The organism is Anaeromicropila herbilytica (assembly GCF_016591975.1).
Classification (GTDB): domain Bacteria; phylum Bacillota; class Clostridia; order Lachnospirales; family Lachnospiraceae; genus Anaeromicropila; species Anaeromicropila herbilytica.
Window position 1 is genome coordinate 4,660,237 of the sequence record NZ_AP024169.1, and the last position, 18,056, is coordinate 4,678,292.

The following is an 18,056-nucleotide window of genomic DNA, read 5'->3' on the forward strand; positions in this document are numbered from 1 at the left end:
CTCCTTCTTTTACTAATATAGCTCCTATTGTCTAACCTTTAAAATAATACTACTTATTTCCTTTTTTCTTTCTCGCAATAACAACACCTGTTGCTCCTACAGCAACGACTACAACAGCAGCAATTACAACATATAATACGGTATTATCGCTTTCTTTTTCTGTGCTACTATCTTTGTCATCCTTTGTACTACCCTTATCTTTATCCTCACTCTTTGTATCTTTTGACTCAGCTGCAGGTCCTTCTGGCCATCCAGCTTCTGCCTTAGTTGCAGCAACGATAGTAACTCCACCGCCCATTCCAGAATCATTAGCTACATCTTCACCACCATTTGTAAACCAATATGTCTGTCCTGTTTGAAGGTCTTTGCAGTCTGCAGTCTGATCTTTCCCATTTCCAAATAAGATACCAAATGCTTTATCACCTGGAACTACATAGGAATACCAACCATTACCTTCATCCGTCATTTCATCGCCTGGCCAAGCATTAGTTGCAAGATTCACCTGATCTGCCATTGTCCAAGCCCATGCACATACTTTATCCCATTTATTTGCATTATAGTAATAAACTTTAGTTCCAGCTGATGCATCCGTGGTTGTCTCTGACTTTGTATCCTCCGCCTTTATCCTATCCCCTGGTAATAGACAACCTACTACTACGCAAACCAATACCAATACATAACTGACATACCTTCCCAATCCTTTTTTCATACTCATTCTCCTTTACTAATTTTAAAATAGTGCGCCGTATAAGGCATTATTTCATTTCCTTTCATCATCTGACTACATAATAAGTCGGTATGATTAGATGGAATTACGTTCTTAGGTAATTTCCCCGAATGTCCTGTTTGATTAATTACCACGTAGATATCGGTTTCCTCATAGCTTCGTTTCATAATAAAAAGATCATTGGAACTAAGAAATGTAACCAATCCATATCGCAACGCTTTCTCTGTCTTTCGAATCTGTATTAGCTTCATATAGAAATTATGTACCTCAGTATCCCATTCTTCTGTATTCCAATTGAATCCCTTTCTGCAACCTGGATCATATCCCCCTGTTAATCCAATCTCAGTTCCATAGTACACACATGGAGAGCCTAGATATCCAAATAGAAAAGCTGCTGCATTCATGAGACTTTGCTTATTCTCATTACACATATAAAGGAATCTTTCCGTATCATGACTATCTAGTAGATTAAACATCATCTCATTCATTCTATCTGGATATTTCATTAATTGCATCATAAGTGCATCTGAGAAACCCCTAGCATCAATATCGCCTTTTGCAAAATAATGAATTGCTTGATTTGTAATCGGGTAATTCATCACGGTATCGAATTGATCTCCTTGTAACCAAGGAAAAGAATCATGCCAGACCTCCCCAATAATAATTAGGTCTTTATCTATTTCCTTTACCACTTTTCTGAATTCTCTCCAAAAGCAATGATCAGGTTCATCAGCCACATCTAGTCTCCAGCCATCAATATCATACTCTTTGGTCCAGTAACGAACCACATCAAATAGATACTCCCTTACTTCCTTATTAGCTGTATTCAATCTAGGCATATATGGTACACTTGCAAACATCTCGTAATTTGGCTCCTCTTTATTAACCGGAAATTCCTTTATCAAGAACCAATCTTTATACCTTGAATTCTCACCGTTTTTTATTACATCTTGAAATGGAGCAAAATGCTCACTGCAATGGTTAAATACGGCATCTAGAATAATTCGAATCCCTTTCTCATGCGCTTTCGTAACAAGCTCGCGAAAATCTTCTTTGCTTCCAAAGTGTGGATCAATCTGATAGTAATCAATCGTATCATATTTATGATTCGATATTGACTCAAAGATTGGGGTAAGATAGATTGCATTCACCCCAAGCTCTTCTAGATAAGATAGATTGCTTGTGATTCCTTCTAGATCTCCGCCATAGAAAGACTTCGGTGTAGGATCTGATTCCCATGGAACCGTCCTATCTGGCGAGATATCTGGATTTCCGTTCGCAAAGCGCTCCACAAATATCTGATAGAATATTGCATCACTATACCAACTTGGTTTGTGTGGAATATCCACCTCATGTGCGCTTGGGTATTGGAAGAATAAACAGTGTGCCAGGCTGTCATCGAAAGCATCTAACATTCCTGCTTCCGTATAGAAAAAATCCTCCTCCTCTGTAATTACTTCAAAGTAATACCCTAACCGAATATCATCTTGCTGAATATTATACTGATAATAATCAAAGTATTCATCGGAACCAATCTTCTCCATCGCTCGATATGTCTTATTCGCCCAGTCAAATTTTACTCCGTAAAAGAGCCTTACCTCCTTCACATCATCCTTCGCTGTCCGAAATCGTATTCTTATATCTTTTGTTGTATATGGATATGCATAATTGCTCTTCGGGCAATGATATAGTGCTTCTCTGTTCATGTATTCTCCTTTCTGCATTTGTCAAAAGTCTTTTTAACCTACAGGTGTATATTGATGTATAATTATTAATTTTGGCGTAGTCCGGCTGAAAGTAATGTTTATATTTTGTCAAGACTCAAAGTGAAAATAGAAACGTGAGTGAGTATTTTCACTTGTCCTGAGGCTTGTAAAAAATATATTACTTGAAGGAAAGGTAGCCAAAATTCATAATTATACAGCAATATACACTCAGTAACTAACTCAAGACTTTTGACTAACCTCTGCTACTCCGTTGCTAGTAGAGCTTTCCAGTTCTCAATTGTTTTCTTTCTTGCTTCCGCAGGTGATAATTTGCCATCAAATACTGCGCGGTCTATATCCTGCATGATAGACCAAAAATATGACATTCTAGGTACACTAGGCATTGGTACTGAGTTCTCAAACTGTTTAACAAAGGCTGGAAGATATGGATCTTCAGCTAATCCCTCTACATTATCAATGTTACTAATAGTAGTAATTCCATCATATTCTTTGTATAGGATACTTGCACCCTCATCACTTATTAAGAAATGAGCAAATAACTCAGAAGCGATTGGATATTTCGTAAAGGTTGAAATATAGGCACATTGTACTCCCGCAAATGGTCTTAAAGGTTTTCCTTGATAAGTAGGTAACGTTGTGATACCAAAGTTCATACCACTTTTCTTAATCTGTGATACATCCCAAGGGCCTGAGACATAATATGCTACCTTTCCTTCCATAAAACTAGCCTTTACAGAACTCTTATTACTAAGATCAGCTGCGGATATTGGCATTATGTCATGTAATGAAGCTACAACTTCTAACCCTTTTTCGAATTCATCTGTATCGAATCCTGGTTCATCTTCATTATCACCCTTTGGTCCAAATAGTTGGAACCCTTGTGATGCAAGGAATGGATATTCATTATATGCATCTCCAATTGGGCATAAGAAGTTGAATATATTATTCTTAGGATCATTAAAAGTTTTAGCACCCTCGATAATCTCTTCAAATGTCGTTGCTGGGGTCTTCACTAAATCTTTATTGTAGAATAAACAATTTACTTCAATTGATACTGGTATACCGTACATTTTTCCGTCATTCATTACTGTATTAATACCAGACTCTGGTATCTTACTCTTAACATCGTTCGCAACTACGTCTTCTAATTGCATAAATACTCCTGATGATAATCCTTTTTGGAAATTATCATGTGAGGTAACAAATACGTCCGCGCCTTCCCCGGATGGACCACTTAATGCAATCTTATCTACAGTACCCATCCCTTCTTGAGCAACAGACACAGATATACCATATTTTTCTTTAAAAGCTTTTGCTATTGCCTCACCATATTCCTTATTACCAGTCCAGAACACTAATTTTGCGCCCTTCTCTGGAACCATCTCATCCACTGTCGCAGCACCACTTCCAGTAAATACTTCTTCCTCTTTTGGAAGCTTCTTTTTACAACCAATTAAACTACTAATCATTACAAGAATAATGAATAATGCAAGTACTTTCTTACTCCAATTTTTTTTCATAAACCCATCCTCTTTTTCATTTTTTATTTACTGGTTAGGGCATCAAATATCTTGTTTTAGTACTAGAAAAATTTTGACATCCTAATCATTTGCTCAAACTCCCCAGCCAATATTTATTGCATACTCAAACATCTCTTTAAATTACTCCTTAGAAGCTCCTGCAACAATTCCTTGCACCAAAAACTTCTGAAATAGTAGATACATAATTGTAATTGGCACTGCAACAAGAACTGCACCAGCTGCAAATAAAGTAAAGTTTGCATTCTGATCATTCGATATCATGGAATATAAACCAACCGCTACTGTTTTGTTCTTATTACCAGTTAATAATAGGTTTGGAATGATGTAATCCATCCATGGCATCATAAACTGTGATACTGCACAGTATACGATAATCGGTTTTGACATTGGTACGATAATCTTCAAGAATGTATTGATTCTACTGCTTCCATCAATATAAGCTGCTTCATCAAGAGAACTAGGAATACCATCAATGTATCCTTTTACAAGCCATACATTATAAGGAATTGCACCTGCAGCATAAAGTATAACTAATGCCAATGGTTGATTCACAAGATTGAATACCACATAGAGTGTATATACTGCAGTCATGGATAGAAAGCTTGGGAACATAGATAGCACTAACAAGGTAAGTAGTCCGGTTTTCTTTCCTTTAAATTTGAATCTTGATAGGATCCAAGCTGTAACAAGTATTAACACTACTGAGATAGTCGCATTTAAAAGTGCAATAAATAAACTATTCACGAACCAATTTCCAAAGTCAGTCTCTTGAAATAACTTCGTATAATTTTCTAATGTCAATTCTTTCGGTATAAAGCTTGCTGTAGATAAGTTCTGCCCCTTGTTAAAAGAAGACATTACGATCCATATAACGGGTATAAGTACTAGAATTGTAACCAGCATTAATTCTGCATTTACTAATATTACTTTCAAACGTCTTTTCCACATGCCTTACACCTCCTTGAATGCTTGAGTTCGTCTAAAGTTCCATATTGATACTCCAGCAATCATTATAAATATCATAATATTCATGACAGCTGCCATATCATATAACTTCTGATCTAAGGTCAACTTATAGATCCATGAAATCAAGATATCGGTATCTCCAGCAAATTGATAATTAGTATTGACAGGACCTCCATTGGTTAGGAAGTAGATAATTCCAAATCCGTTGAAATTACCTGCAAGATTCATAACAATTAGTGGTGCGGTAGCTCTTAATACAAGCGGTAATGTAATATACCTGAATATCTTAAATCCTCCACCTCCATCAATCTCTGCTGCTTCGTATAAGCTCTTATCAATATTAGATAGAATCCCCTGAATCATTATCATGAACATCGGGAATCCCAGCCATAGGTTTACTACTAGAATGGTTACCTTTGCAATAAATGGATCCGATAGAAAGGCAATTCTATGATCGGTCAAACCTAGATCCATGAGTAACTTGCTAACTGGACCAAACTGTCCATTTAAAAGGTTACGAAATACTAATAATGATATTAACTGTGGTATTGCCCAAGGCAAAATCATCATTCCTCGATAAAAGGTCTTACATTTGGTATACTTACTATTCAATAGGATTGCTTGCAACATCCCAAAGAAGAAGGTTGAAAATGTTGCTAACACTGCCCATACAACAGTCCATCTAAGTACCAAGAAAAATGTACTTGACCATATTGGAATCTGGAATAACTTCTTAAAATTATCAAATCCAACCCATTTCACGAGATTACCAGGTGGTAAGTGATTTGCGTTATAATTTGTAAATGCTGTTAATATAGCAAAGATAATAGGCATAATAACTATAAATGTAATGTATATAACAATGGGAACTAATATTATGTAAGCAAAGAATCTTGAATATGTACTTTTAAAATATTCTTTCGTCGTTGGGCAATGTCCTGTTTCATCTAATAATCTACCTGTCTTATATGCATCATATAGATTGAATATGTTGATACCACCTACTACAATGAGTACTAATATTGCAATAATACCTGTAATCATTAACATTGTTGAGTGATCACCATTGATGCCACCTTCTCTTTCACCTAGGGTAACCAATCCCCAGATTCCTTTTGTAAAAAAACCTCCATGCAGGCGAAATGAAAAATGTTGTATCTGTCCTGATAATGCTTCTAACCAATACCCAGTAAACAATTCCGTTCCTATAAAAATTAGTTGAAATACAAAAAGGAGTAATCCTTTTATTCGCTGTTTACACACAAAGAATTGGCCAGAACCCCATATGATTATGGAGCATAGTAAACTTATGATACGCTTCCTTTTATTCACTTTTTAATCGTCCTTTCTCCTTGCTGTTTTTGTTACCTTCTAGGTGATTACCATTCATTCCCATCTATGATTCTATACTACTTCATCATACGCATATCGTCAAGTATAATTGCACGAAAATATGTACAAATATTTAGTTTTTTTATGCAATATTACCTATGGATTTTACTTAAAAAAATTTATTAAGTAGCAATCCGAACCTTCTAAACCTTGTATATTCAACACTTTTTCATTGAATTACTTAATTTTCAGGTTAAGTACATACTTAAAAGAATACTGAAGTATATTAAAAAAGAGCCATCACATTCACTATATCTGTATGGATGCCTCATTCCATTTAACAGAGATAGTTCCTGTGATAGCTCTTATTCTATTTTGATATAAAAAGTTTACTTTTTGACTACCAAGCAAAGAATTTTAATTATTTATTTATCTTTTTCATAATGACTTCAATTGCCTTTTGTAATTGATTATCTTCTGATTTTTGGATAACAACTTTTTGTAGTAATTTCTTATCTAACTCTACTTTAACATCTGGATCAATACCAGTTCCATGAATATTTCTTCCCTTTGGTGTGTAGTATTTTGACACTGTAATCTTTACTGCAGTATCGTCACCTAGCGGCATTACTTGTTGAACAATACCCTTACCAAAGCTTGTGGTACCAATAAGAGTTCCAACTCCATAGTCTTGGATTGCACCAGCAAATATCTCAGATGCACTCGCACTATTACCATTAATCAATACTACTAATGGTTTATTAAAATCTTCTTTACCATCTGAATAATATTTTTCTTTTTCACCATATTTATCTTGTGTATATACTACAATACCCTTTGGAAGCATACGATCTAACATCTTTACAACAATATCAAGTAAACCACCTGGGTTATCTCTTAAATCTACAATAAGGCCTTTTTGACCTTGCTTATCTAAATGATTTACAGCTGAAATAAATTGGTCTGCTGTTACTTCCTCAAATTCAGATACTTTGATGTATCCAATCTTATTATCTAGCATTTCAGATTCAATGGTTGGGACTTCAATCTTCTTACGCTCAACGGTAAATTTCAAAGGCTCCGTTTCATTTTTTCTTATAACGGTGATATCAACTGTAGTGCCTTCATCACCTTTCATTTCGCTTACAACTTTGCTTAAGTCTTCGCCCGTAACTTCTTTACCGTTTACCTTTGAGATTATATCTCCTGGTAGAATTCCTGCTTTATATGCTGGACCAGTTTCAAATGGTTTTACAATTGTAATAATACCTGTCTTAGCATCTTGACTTACAGTTGCTCCGATGCCACAGTATACACCACTAGATGACTCCATCAAAGCAGCGAATTCATCCTTTGTATAATAAACAGAATATGGATCACCTAAGCTAGCCATAAGCCCTTTATATATACCATCTGGATAGATGCTACTATCTACATCTTTTAAATAATACTGTTTTATTAAACCTTCTAATTTACTAAGCTTATTATTAATTGCTGCTTGATCTGGAATTACATCACCTGATGTTGAATCGGTAACTGTAGTCGAATTATTCGCCGTTACCCTACTTGGTTCACCCTTATTTATGTAGATAGTTAATGCTATCGTAACGATGAATACAGAAGCTGCAAGGCCAGTGATAAGTCCTGGCAAAAATTTATTCTTCATAATATACTCCTTCGGTTAAGTCTCTTATATTATATGTTCCAAGTTCTAGTTTTATCCGATAATAGTGTGAAATATACATAATTTTCACACCCCTTGATTTTAAAATTATGGACTTACATAATTTAAAGGATTTACATAAGTACCATTAACAGAAATACCAAAGTGTAAATGTGATCCTGTTGAATATCCTGTTGAACCTACCTTAGCGATGACTTGTCCTTTACTTACGGATTGTCCAACACTTACTAATAGTTGAGATGCATGCATATATACGGTATAAATACCACTTCCATGACTGATCATAACATAATTACCTGCTGATCCACTATATGTAGCAATTAACACGGTTCCACTATTGGATGCTACTATGTTGCTTCCTGTTGGGGCTCCGATATCAATTCCTTTATGATAAGTACTTGCACCTGCTGTTGGTTGAGCTCGATATCCAAAAGAAGATGTAATTCTACTACTACTTGGTACAGGCCATATAAAACCTGTTGCAGATGGAGTCACATTACTACTTGAATCAGAATCGTTATCTGCACTATTATTATTTGAACTATTATTCGCAGCTTGTTGCTCTCTTGCTTTTCTCTCGGCCTCTGCTTTTCTTGCTTCCTCCGCTTTTCTTGCAGCTTCTGCTCTTCGAATTTCTTCTTGAACAAGATCTTCAATTACATTTTCTTGTTTATCAATCTCATTGTCATAATTCTCTACAACATCCTTTGATTTACTAATGTTCGCATTATACTTTGCCAACTCAACCGCTTGTGTATCTGCAAGTTTTTTCACTGTGCTTTTCTCATACTCAGCTTCTTCTGTCAGTCCTTGCAATTTTGTTAGATTTGTTTTTAGATCAGTTTCCTTGGTTGCAATAGACTTCTTGGTAGCTTTATAATCGTTTAATAGATTCGAATCGTATTCTGATATTTTAGATACATATTCTGCTCTATTTAATAAGTCTGCTATATCTTCTGAATTAAGTAGAACCTCTAAATAATCTTGGTTACCATTCTCGTACATGTACTTAATTCTTTTCTTCATCGTCAGATATTGTTTCTGCTCTGTTTTCTTTGCTTCTTCTAACTCTTTTCTAGTCTCAACTAGATTTACATTTACGGTACTAATCTGACTATTTAAATTATCGATTTCACCATTCAATTCATTCATCTGTGTATCCAACTTATGAATGTAGGTAACGATATCTCCTTTTTCTTTCTCTAGCTGCGCAATTTTCTCTTCAGTATTTTTCTTTTTCTTCTCTAATGCAGCTTTCTGATCTTTAGCATCCTGTATAGAATTGGCATAAGATGTGAAAGTGAAAGACGACAATGTGACAGCTATAATTACAATACTAAGTATTCTTCGAGTCCAAGTTTTCATAAGGTTCTCCTTTCAAAACAAAGAGTTTAAGGTAATTGCAAAACTAATTACTTCGTTAAATTTAAGATAGAATTGATTCATTTCTATCTTAAATAGTGAAAATAATGGAGTCTCGCAATTACCTTAATCTACAGCACAATCGTAGTTCTCTAAACTCTAAGATGTTTTCTAACAGTTAATATACTTCCGAAGAATCCAATACCAATTCCCATTAGAATTGATATTGGAATTAATGTTGCAAAGATATCTTTCACATCAAGGAATGTTAGAAAATTAGATAATACATTGAATTTATATTTTACGGTTATATAGGCTATTATTTTATTGTAAATAAAATATAGTACTACTAATGGGAATAATGATCCCAGAAAACCAATTAATATTCCTTCTACAATAAATGGCGCACGGATGAAAAAGTCTGTGGCACCAATTAGTTTCATGATTGCTATCTCGTCTTTACGCACGGATATCCCCATCGTAATTGTTGTACTAATGAGGAATACTGCTACTGATATTAATATAATAATAATAGTTGCTGATACATAGCCCACCAAAATATTAAAACTGGATAGACCTTTTGCTGTAACCTCAGAACTATTTACTTTTCGCACACCATCAATTTTCTCTATGAATTTTACAAGGTTATCCTGTTTTGAAACGTCATTAAGATAGATCTCATAAGAAGCTGAATCTGCTAAAGGATTATCTCCTTGAAATGCTTCTGTTAAATCTTTATCATCTTTATACATCTCTTTTTGGAATTTCTTCCACGCTTCTTCTGCTGATATATAATTCATACTTGAGATTTCTTTTCTAGTCTTAATCTCAGTTCCAATATCTTTAATCTTTGCTTCACCGATTCCTTCATCAAAGAACACAGTAATTCCTACGCTTGTCTCAGCCATTTTCATCATGTATTGAACATTTGCTAATACAAAATAGAATACTCCAAATAGGAACAAACATGCCATAATTGTTCCTATCGATGCCAAGGAAAACATCTTATTACGGCGGATATTCTTAATTCCTTGTTTGATACTGTAACCAATACTACTAGCCCTCATAAGAATACCCACCTTTTGTTTCATCACTAATAAGAACACCCTTATTCATTGTTATAACCCTTTTTTGCATGGCATCTACAATTTCTCTATTATGGGTTACGATAACTACAGTTGTTCCTTTTTTATTTACTTCTTCTAATAGATTCATTATTTCCCATGAATTCTTAGGATCAAGATTACCTGTCGGCTCATCTGCTAACAGAATAACTGGATTATTCACAAGAGCTCTTGCAAGCGCAACTCTCTGCTGCTCGCCTCCTGATAATTGCTTTGGTAGAACCTGCATCTTCTCAGATAGACCTACTTCTGCTAGGATTGATGGTACTTTTCTCTTAATGCTTCTAATTGGCTCTTGAATTACTCTTTGTGCAAAAGCAACGTTTTCAAATACATTTCGATCCTTCAATAGCCTAAAATCCTGAAATACTACCCCAATACCCCTTCTATGCTTTGGAATCTGGCTTCTTCTTAGTCGTGTAAGTTCTTTTCCATTGACAAATATATTACCTTCTGATGGCTCAATCTCTTTTAGAAGAAGCTTAATTAAAGTGGATTTACCTGAACCACTACTACCAACTATAAATACAAATTCCCCTTTATTTATCTTTAGGGATAGATTTGTAATTGCTTTTGTCCCTGTTGAATAAGTTTTTGATACTTTGTCAAATGCAATGATAGGAAGTTCCGTTTCTCTATCATGTTCTCCGTTTAAATTCATCATTGTAATACATGTCCCTTCAATGCCTGTTACACCGGTTACTAACTAATATTCAAGGTTCTCCATATATTTCATATATTTAACAACCATTAATGCAATTTTAAATGTAATAGCATCATCGAATACTCTTAAATCTAAGTTTGTACTCTTTTGAAGTTTATCAAGACGGTAAACTAAAGTATTTCTATGAATGTAAAGCTGTCTTGATGTTTCAGATACATTTAGACTATTTTCAAAGAACTTGTTAATTGTAGTTAATGTTTCTTCATCAAATTCATCAGGTGATTTACCATCAAAGATTTCTTTAATGAACATCTTACATAATGGCATTGGTAATTGATAGATAAGACGTCCAATACCTAAATTACTATATGCAACAACATTACGGCTGCTGTAGAAGATCTTACCTACGTCTAGTGCCATCTTAGCTTCTTTATATGATCTAGATACATCTTTAATCTCATGTACAATGGTACCAAATGCAACATGAACTTTAGTCATAGCTTCAGTATTAAGCATATCAAGGATTACCTTAGCTGTCTTGTTCATGTCTTCATATGTTTCATTTTGTTTTAATTCTTTTACTAATATGATATTCTTTTCATCAACTGCTGTAATGAAATCTTTTGTCTTTCCTGAGAATAGACCTCTAACAGTTTCAAGTGCATTTACATCTTTTTCATTCTTAGTCTCAATAATAAATACAACTCTTCTTACATCGGTATCGATGTGTAATTTTTTAGCGCGATTATAGATATCTACTAATAAAAGGTTGTCCAATAGTAGATTCTTGATGAAGTTATCTTTATCATATCTTTCTTTATATGCAACTAATAGATTCTGAATCTGGAAAGTTGCAATCTTTCCTACCATATATACATCATCACTATCACCTTTTGCAAGAACTACATACTCAAGTTGATGTTCATCAAATACCTTAAAGAATTGGTAACCTTGTAATACTTGACTATCTGCTGGTGATTCCACAAAAGTTAATACTGCTTGCTCATATTCTTCTGCGCTTGATACTGTCGTTGCTAATGTTTTTCCTTCTGTGTCCATTACACATATATCAACTCTTGTAATTGCTTTTAAACCTTCAATTGTATTTTGTAGAATTTGATTGGAAATCATTATTATTCACTCCCTCTAGTTTTATGTTTTTGGTAAATCTTCTTTTATTTCATTCGAATTATCGTCATTTATCTTAGTCGATTCATAATACTTATCTATAATATTATCATTTGTTCTATAAAAAGTAAACTAAAAAGATTCTTAAACCCTTATAAATTTAGGATTTTTCACAAGAAAAAGTAGTTTAAAATACCCCTAATAGGACCTTCCTACTATATGAAAAAGGACTGCTAAAATGATAACTCATCACTTTAACAGTCCTAACTTAATTATATCTAAATCTATCGTGTGGTACGATTACATCTAGGTAATCACACCGTATGCTCGAATTAGTTGCAGATTACTAGTTCACTTTCTTTATCAAATACATGAATCTTAGATAAATCAAATGCAACTTTGATTGAATCTCCAGGTCTAACTGTTGTACGTGGGTTAACACGTGCAGTTACTTCTTTATCATCGATTTCACAGTATAGTAATACTTCTGATCCTAATAATTCATATACCTTAACTAATGCTGTAAGAACGCTATCTGGTGAAGCACTGATGAACATTTCTTCATCATGTACATCTTCTGGACGAATACCAAGAACAACTGTCTTACCATCGTATCCACCATCAATTAGTTTCTTAGCTTTTGCTTCTGATAACTTAATTGAATGTGAACCAAATACTAATGATACTTCATTACCAGATTTTTTAACTTGTGCATCGAATAAGTTCATTTGTGGTGAACCCATAAATCCAGCTACGAATAAGTTTTGTGGCTTGTCGTATAAGTTTTGTGGTGAATCAACTTGTTGAACAATACCATCTTTCATAACGATAATTCTTGTTCCTAGAGTCATAGCTTCTGTTTGATCATGTGTTACGTAGATAATTGTTGTTTGAAGTTTTTGATGTAATTTTGAGATTTCGATACGCATCTGTACTCTTAGTTTTGCATCAAGATTTGATAAAGGTTCATCCATTAAGAATACTTTAGGATTACGAACGATAGCACGACCCATGGCAACACGTTGTCTTTGACCACCAGATAAAGCCTTTGGTTTACGATCTAATAAACTTTCAATTCCAAGAACCTTAGCAGCTTCTTTAACTAATTTATCTATTTGATCTTTTGGAGTCTTTCTTAGTTTAAGACCAAATGCCATATTATCATAAACTGACATATGAGGATATAACGCATAGTTTTGGAATACCATTGCGATATCTCTATCTTTTGGTTCTACATCATTAACTAATTTGTCTCCAATCCACAATTCTCCAGATGTAATTTCTTCAAGACCAGCGATCATACGTAGAGTTGTTGATTTACCACATCCTGATGGTCCTACGAAGATTATGAATTCCTTATCTGCGATTTCTAGACTGAAGTCTTTTACTGCTACAAATCCATTTGGATATGTTTTGTTAATATTCTTTAAAGATAAACTTGCCATTTTGTATTTCCTCCCTAGAATGAATATATCGTGATTAGTAGTACAGTTCTTGTACCTTTTCTAAAATCAATGATACACCATTTGAAGATTGAAAACCATATCCCATTTTAACAAATAAATTTTTAGGCTTTTGTATAATTTGTATACTAGAATTCCCCAATAAAATGTATGTTTTTTGGATACTATACTCATTTGGATAAATTGACTATATTTTTGTAAATGTTAAGATTTTTTACTGTTTATATTCTATAAATCCTTCTCCAAGTACCTCTCTAACATCACTAACAATGATAAAGGCTTTTGGGTCAATTCCACCAACAATATTTTTTAATTCAATAATTTCTTTCTTAGAAACTACGCAAAAAATCATTTTTTTCTCATCATTGGAATACATTCCAGTAGCATGAAGACCTGTCGCTCCTCTATCTAATTTATCCATGATTTCTTTTGCAATCTCTTCATACTGATCTGATATAATATATGTTAACTTAGCAAATTTTAATCCTTCTAACATTCCGTCCATTACTTTGGCTGTTATATACACTGCTATAACGGAATACAAAGCTTTATTTAGTCCAAATGTTGCAGCACCAAGTAACACAATTGCACCGTCAATAACAAATATAACTTGAGCTATTGTGTAATGAGGTATAAATTCATGAATGATCATTCCAAGCATATCCGTTCCACCAGTGGATGCCATCGTGATAAATACCATTCCAAGACCAATTCCACCAATAACGCCACCAAATACCGAAGCTAATAATAAATCATGATATACAATATCAAAGCTTGGTACAATATAAAGTGCAACTGATAAAACAGCAGTTGCAAATAATGTTTTTCCTACGAATTTTTTTCCTTTTAATAAGAAAGCAGCTAAAAATAAAGGTACATTTAATAATATATTGGATACCCATATTGGGATTCCTCCATGAATGAATCCTTTTGTAAAGTACTTAATGATAATGGCTAATCCCGAGAACCCCCCTGTTACTAAGTCCATTGGTTCATATACTAGATTGATGCCTACTGCCATGATAAATGCGCCGACAATGATTAGAATTACGTCCATTTTCCTTGTTCGATTTGTAAGTAATTTCATTTTATTTTCCACTCTACTGCAGTTGGTACTGCTATTTGCCTTAACTAACGCCTGAAAGAATATTAACCGGCATTTCCTTTCATTCATAGTATTTTCTTTCAAACTTATTATTGAACTTAATTATGAATAATAATTTTCTCACTATATTTACATTGTTTTTATTTTTCTATTTTGTATTTTCTATTTTGTTTTCTTTCTTACTTTTATAATATTGCATTCTTTTTTTAAAATTATATGCCTCTTTGATTTTGTGGACTTTTTTACTTTGAAATAATCTACGATATAGTGTTTCTAACTTTATCTTTTTAATCCACGTAGGAATTTCCTTATTATCTTTCAAAATATGTTCTATGACTCCTCCGATACTGATACAAAGTTTCGCATTTAATTTTAAATAATTTGATGCAATCCATTTTTCTTGTAATGGACTATCAATTGCAAATATAAGGATATCTGGAGCAATGCTATTAATCTCATTAATAACAATTTCCTCTTTTTCTAAATCTTTTTCCGTAAATGAGCCTACAATCTTTAGATGCTCGTAATTCTTGTCATTAAACTGTTTATACCGTTCTATCTCATTTTCATTTCTACCAACAATAAATACCGTTTTCTCATCCTCTGTAATACTTTCGAACATAGAATATAAGAAATGATAATCAACGATCATTCCTTGTGTTTGCAAAGTATCTACATGATGAAGACTAAGAACAGTTTCTTCTCCTGGCAGAACGAAATCTGCGTTTTGAAAGCATTCTATATAGTGTTCATCATTCATTGTTTCTTGTATTGTTTTTGTTGATACAAGATATATAATGTTTAGACTATCGTTGGTCAAAAAACCTTTGCAGTTAAGTATTAGGTAATCGATACTAATAATATCTACTTCTAAATCCATAATATTAACTTTTGTTTCCATATTTTTTACCTCTAATTTTAGCTTGAGCTTTAAAGTCAGTTTTTGCTATCCTATACATTTATAAAGCAACATCAAACAACTGACTTGGCACTCAAAATAATTGACGAATCATAACTTACATTAGCTTCTTCTATTATCCTATTGTAATATGTTATCATTCGTACCTAATATAATCTGGATATCAACGCCCTCAGGCAATTCTCCTACTGATATTTCTGCGTTATTAAAATTCTCAAGTAAGTCACTACCCATTGACTCATCCTTTACAACAATACGTGTATTTGTAAGAACACCCTGATCGTAATTACCAATACCTGTAACTGTATATCCGGATAGCGTTAACTTATCTTGAAATTTTGCAGCTAACCCTGGAATTTCGCTTGCGTTTAATATCTGAATTTTTAATCCTACTGATGACGTAGTACTTTCATTACTTGAATCATCTGTTACCGTTTGGGCTGTTGTATGACTTTCGCTTCCTAATATTTGGTCTAAGAGTGCTTTTGACTTTACAACGTCAACGGTAAAGCTCTTCTCTACCATTTCTCCATATAAGCTATAATAATAAATGTTATCTAAATCTAATGCATAATAATCATCTAGATATTTTAATTTATTCTTTAAGGTCAGATTTGATTCTACATTCCCATATTCACTCGATATATAATCTTTCAGTTCTTCTTTTGAACTCATTCCTTCTAACTTAGCTTTAAATGTATCAGATAAAACTTGCACTTTTTCGGACTGAGTATCATTTTTAGAAGTTGTAAAGTATTTATCATAAATAGAACTTGATATTACAGTATAGTAGTTGATATCAACGTCTAGTAAATCTTCCATTAATAATGCACCATAGGTATAGATCTGGTCTTTATTAAAATATTTGCTTAGATTCTTTACTTCTACAATCTGTGGTATGTCCACTTTATGATTACATAATTTTTGATATAACTTGTTGGATATTGTAAACTCTGCATTCACAGGAATAGTTATATAATCTAAATTTCCTGTCTTTGTATTAAACACTTCTAATAAAAGATGATTAATCTTACCTGTACTTTCATTCATTGAGTAGATCAAATTATGTGAAACATCAACAACATCTGTATCACTAACAATATCTTTGATAATGGAATCAGATTTCACATTATGCTCTGCGTCTGTTATTTTATAAAAAAAATGTGTACTTAAATAGCTTGCAAAACCAACCACAAATAAAAATACCATAAATAATAATGTTCTAATCAATTTACGAACGAAACTACTCGTATTGCTTTTCCCTGTCATTCCTCCTACCTCCGTTCTACTAGGTAGTATAGCAGAAAGAGGATGAACTAGCAATATTTTTCACAAGGATTGCGCTCCCAGATCAGTATTTTTGTTTATTTTTTCCATCATAATACTTATTTTCTTGCCACCAATTTACATATTATGTTATAATTAACATCAGAAAACTTTTTTCTGTATACTTACTTATAGTTACAGCAAGCATAAGATTGGAGGATTATTGTGAAAAATAAAATTGTTTTAGTTACAGGTTCATCTCGTGGAATAGGGAAAAGCATTGCTTTAAATTTCGCCAAACAAGGATATGATGTCATTATAAATTGTTTTCAGAATAAAGAATTGTTATTAAATGTGAAAAAGGAAATTGAAGCCTATGGTGTATCTTGTCTCGCTTTTGTTGGTGATATGGGCAATTATGATACGGTAAAAGAACTTTTTTCTGAGATAGATCTAGAATTTGGTTCCCTTGATATCTTAGTAAATAATGCTGGTATCTCTCATATCGGACTTCTCTCAGACATGACGATTGATGAATGGAATCATATTGTAAGTTCAAATCTGACTTCTGTATTTAATTGCTGTAATCAAGCCATTCCATTCCTATTACATAAAAAACAAGGGAAGATTATTAATATATCCTCTGTATGGGGTAATGTTGGAGCATCCTGTGAAGTTGCCTATTCTGCTACCAAAGGTGGAATCAATTCATTTACGAAAGCATTAGCCAAAGAACTTGCACCAAGTAACATTCAGGTAAATGCCATCTCCTGTGGGGCCATTGATACAGAAATGAATCAATTTCTTGATGAAGAGGAGCGAAATGCACTGACTGATGAGATCCCTGTTGGCCGATTAGGTAGCACCGATGAAGTGGCTGAACTTGTATTTCAATTAGCTACAAGCAATTCCTATCTAACTGGTCAGGTGATTGCACTCGATGGTGGATGGATCTAATACTCTACTTACATGAATTTCATATGAGTCTTGACAAAATATAAGCGTTACTTTCAGTGCTGTATTTTGTTTTAAAGAGTATTAGAAAATC

Annotated in this window: 15 protein-coding genes; 1 reads left to right on the forward strand and 14 read right to left on the reverse strand. The window is 33.4% G+C overall.

All coding sequences use genetic code 11. The features are described from left to right. Positions 1-49: 49 nt before the first annotated feature. From bsdtb5_RS19765 to bsdtb5_RS19830, 14 genes are all read right to left on the reverse strand, one after another. Positions 50-709, reverse strand: coding sequence for a starch-binding protein (locus tag bsdtb5_RS19765; RefSeq protein WP_271713672.1), 660 nt, complete (start codon positions 707-709; stop codon positions 50-52). Between the two features lie 2 nt (positions 710-711). Beyond that, positions 712-2,433, reverse strand: a complete 1,722-nt coding sequence (locus bsdtb5_RS19770; RefSeq protein WP_271713673.1) for a glycoside hydrolase family 13 protein — start codon at positions 2,431-2,433, stop codon at positions 712-714. A gap of 263 nt (positions 2,434-2,696) precedes the next feature. Continuing rightward, positions 2,697-3,974, reverse strand: coding sequence for a sugar ABC transporter substrate-binding protein (locus tag bsdtb5_RS19775; RefSeq protein ID WP_271713674.1), 1,278 nt, complete (start codon positions 3,972-3,974; stop codon positions 2,697-2,699). Positions 3,975-4,115: 141 nt separating this feature from the next. After that, a complete protein-coding gene (locus bsdtb5_RS19780; protein WP_271713675.1) occupies positions 4,116-4,943 on the reverse strand; it encodes a sugar ABC transporter permease in 828 nt (275 codons plus the stop codon). Positions 4,944-4,946: 3 nt separating this feature from the next. Next, complete coding sequence (locus bsdtb5_RS19785) at positions 4,947-6,293, reverse strand: carbohydrate ABC transporter permease (RefSeq protein ID WP_271713676.1); 1,347 nt, start codon at positions 6,291-6,293, stop codon at positions 4,947-4,949. Between the two features lie 421 nt (positions 6,294-6,714). Beyond that, the gene (locus tag bsdtb5_RS19790) at positions 6,715-7,959 is read right to left on the reverse strand and encodes a S41 family peptidase (RefSeq protein WP_271713677.1); all 1,245 of its coding nucleotides are present in this window, start codon (positions 7,957-7,959) and stop codon (positions 6,715-6,717) included. A gap of 105 nt (positions 7,960-8,064) precedes the next feature. Then, positions 8,065-9,342: a murein hydrolase activator EnvC family protein gene (locus tag bsdtb5_RS19795; protein ID WP_271713678.1), complete on the reverse strand. Its 1,278-nt coding sequence runs from the start codon at positions 9,340-9,342 to the stop codon at positions 8,065-8,067. 149 nt (positions 9,343-9,491) lie between these two features. Then, positions 9,492-10,406 carry a permease-like cell division protein FtsX gene (gene ftsX / locus bsdtb5_RS19800; protein WP_271713679.1) on the reverse strand — a complete coding sequence of 305 codons (915 nt, stop codon included), beginning with the start codon at positions 10,404-10,406 and terminating at the stop codon, positions 9,492-9,494. Next, entirely contained in the window at positions 10,396-11,124 is a 729-nt protein-coding gene (gene ftsE, locus bsdtb5_RS19805; RefSeq protein ID WP_271716149.1) for a cell division ATP-binding protein FtsE, read from the reverse strand. The genes ftsX and ftsE overlap by 11 nt, the downstream gene beginning before the upstream one ends. Positions 11,125-11,169: 45 nt before the next feature. Continuing rightward, positions 11,170-12,258, reverse strand: a complete 1,089-nt coding sequence (locus bsdtb5_RS19810) for a PucR family transcriptional regulator (protein ID WP_271713680.1) — start codon at positions 12,256-12,258, stop codon at positions 11,170-11,172. Positions 12,259-12,587: 329 nt separating this feature from the next. After that, entirely contained in the window at positions 12,588-13,700 is a 1,113-nt protein-coding gene (locus bsdtb5_RS19815) for an ABC transporter ATP-binding protein (protein ID WP_271713681.1), read from the reverse strand. A gap of 232 nt (positions 13,701-13,932) precedes the next feature. Beyond that, the gene (locus bsdtb5_RS19820) at positions 13,933-14,892 is read right to left on the reverse strand and encodes a YitT family protein (protein ID WP_330611803.1); all 960 of its coding nucleotides are present in this window, start codon (positions 14,890-14,892) and stop codon (positions 13,933-13,935) included. A gap of 79 nt (positions 14,893-14,971) precedes the next feature. Continuing rightward, a complete protein-coding gene (locus bsdtb5_RS19825; RefSeq protein WP_271713682.1) occupies positions 14,972-15,724 on the reverse strand; it encodes a WecB/TagA/CpsF family glycosyltransferase in 753 nt (250 codons plus the stop codon). Between the two features lie 138 nt (positions 15,725-15,862). Further along, the gene (locus bsdtb5_RS19830) at positions 15,863-17,011 is read right to left on the reverse strand and encodes a LytR C-terminal domain-containing protein (protein ID WP_271713683.1); all 1,149 of its coding nucleotides are present in this window, start codon (positions 17,009-17,011) and stop codon (positions 15,863-15,865) included. Positions 17,012-17,233: 222 nt separating this feature from the next. On the opposite strand from bsdtb5_RS19830, the gene ymfI reads away from it, so the two are divergent. Further along, positions 17,234-17,965: an elongation factor P 5-aminopentanone reductase gene (gene ymfI, locus bsdtb5_RS19835; protein ID WP_271713684.1), complete on the forward strand. Its 732-nt coding sequence runs from the start codon at positions 17,234-17,236 to the stop codon at positions 17,963-17,965. Positions 17,966-18,056: the final 91 nt, after the last annotated feature.

Excerpts from the sequence above, each read along its gene's own strand:
- bsdtb5_RS19765 (WP_271713672.1), bottom strand. The coding sequence starts at position 709 with ATGAAAAAAGGATTGGGAAGGTATGTCAGTTATGTATTGGTATTGGTT.
- bsdtb5_RS19770 (WP_271713673.1), bottom strand. The coding sequence starts at position 2,433 with ATGAACAGAGAAGCACTATATCATTGCCCGAAGAGCAATTATGCATAT.
- bsdtb5_RS19775 (WP_271713674.1), bottom strand. The coding sequence starts at position 3,974 with ATGAAAAAAAATTGGAGTAAGAAAGTACTTGCATTATTCATTATTCTT.
- bsdtb5_RS19780 (WP_271713675.1), bottom strand. The coding sequence starts at position 4,943 with ATGTGGAAAAGACGTTTGAAAGTAATATTAGTAAATGCAGAATTAATG.
- bsdtb5_RS19790 (WP_271713677.1), bottom strand. The coding sequence starts at position 7,959 with ATGAAGAATAAATTTTTGCCAGGACTTATCACTGGCCTTGCAGCTTCT.
- bsdtb5_RS19795 (WP_271713678.1), bottom strand. The coding sequence starts at position 9,342 with ATGAAAACTTGGACTCGAAGAATACTTAGTATTGTAATTATAGCTGTC.
- ftsX (WP_271713679.1), bottom strand. The coding sequence starts at position 10,406 with ATGAGGGCTAGTAGTATTGGTTACAGTATCAAACAAGGAATTAAGAAT.
- ftsE (WP_271716149.1), bottom strand. The coding sequence starts at position 11,124 with ATGAATTTAAACGGAGAACATGATAGAGAAACGGAACTTCCTATCATT.
- bsdtb5_RS19810 (WP_271713680.1), bottom strand. The coding sequence starts at position 12,258 with ATGATTTCCAATCAAATTCTACAAAATACAATTGAAGGTTTAAAAGCA.
- bsdtb5_RS19815 (WP_271713681.1), bottom strand. The coding sequence starts at position 13,700 with ATGGCAAGTTTATCTTTAAAGAATATTAACAAAACATATCCAAATGGA.
- bsdtb5_RS19820 (WP_330611803.1), bottom strand. The coding sequence starts at position 14,892 with ATGAATGAAAGGAAATGCCGGTTAATATTCTTTCAGGCGTTAGTTAAG.
- bsdtb5_RS19825 (WP_271713682.1), bottom strand. The coding sequence starts at position 15,724 with ATGGAAACAAAAGTTAATATTATGGATTTAGAAGTAGATATTATTAGT.
- bsdtb5_RS19830 (WP_271713683.1), bottom strand. The coding sequence starts at position 17,011 with ATGACAGGGAAAAGCAATACGAGTAGTTTCGTTCGTAAATTGATTAGA.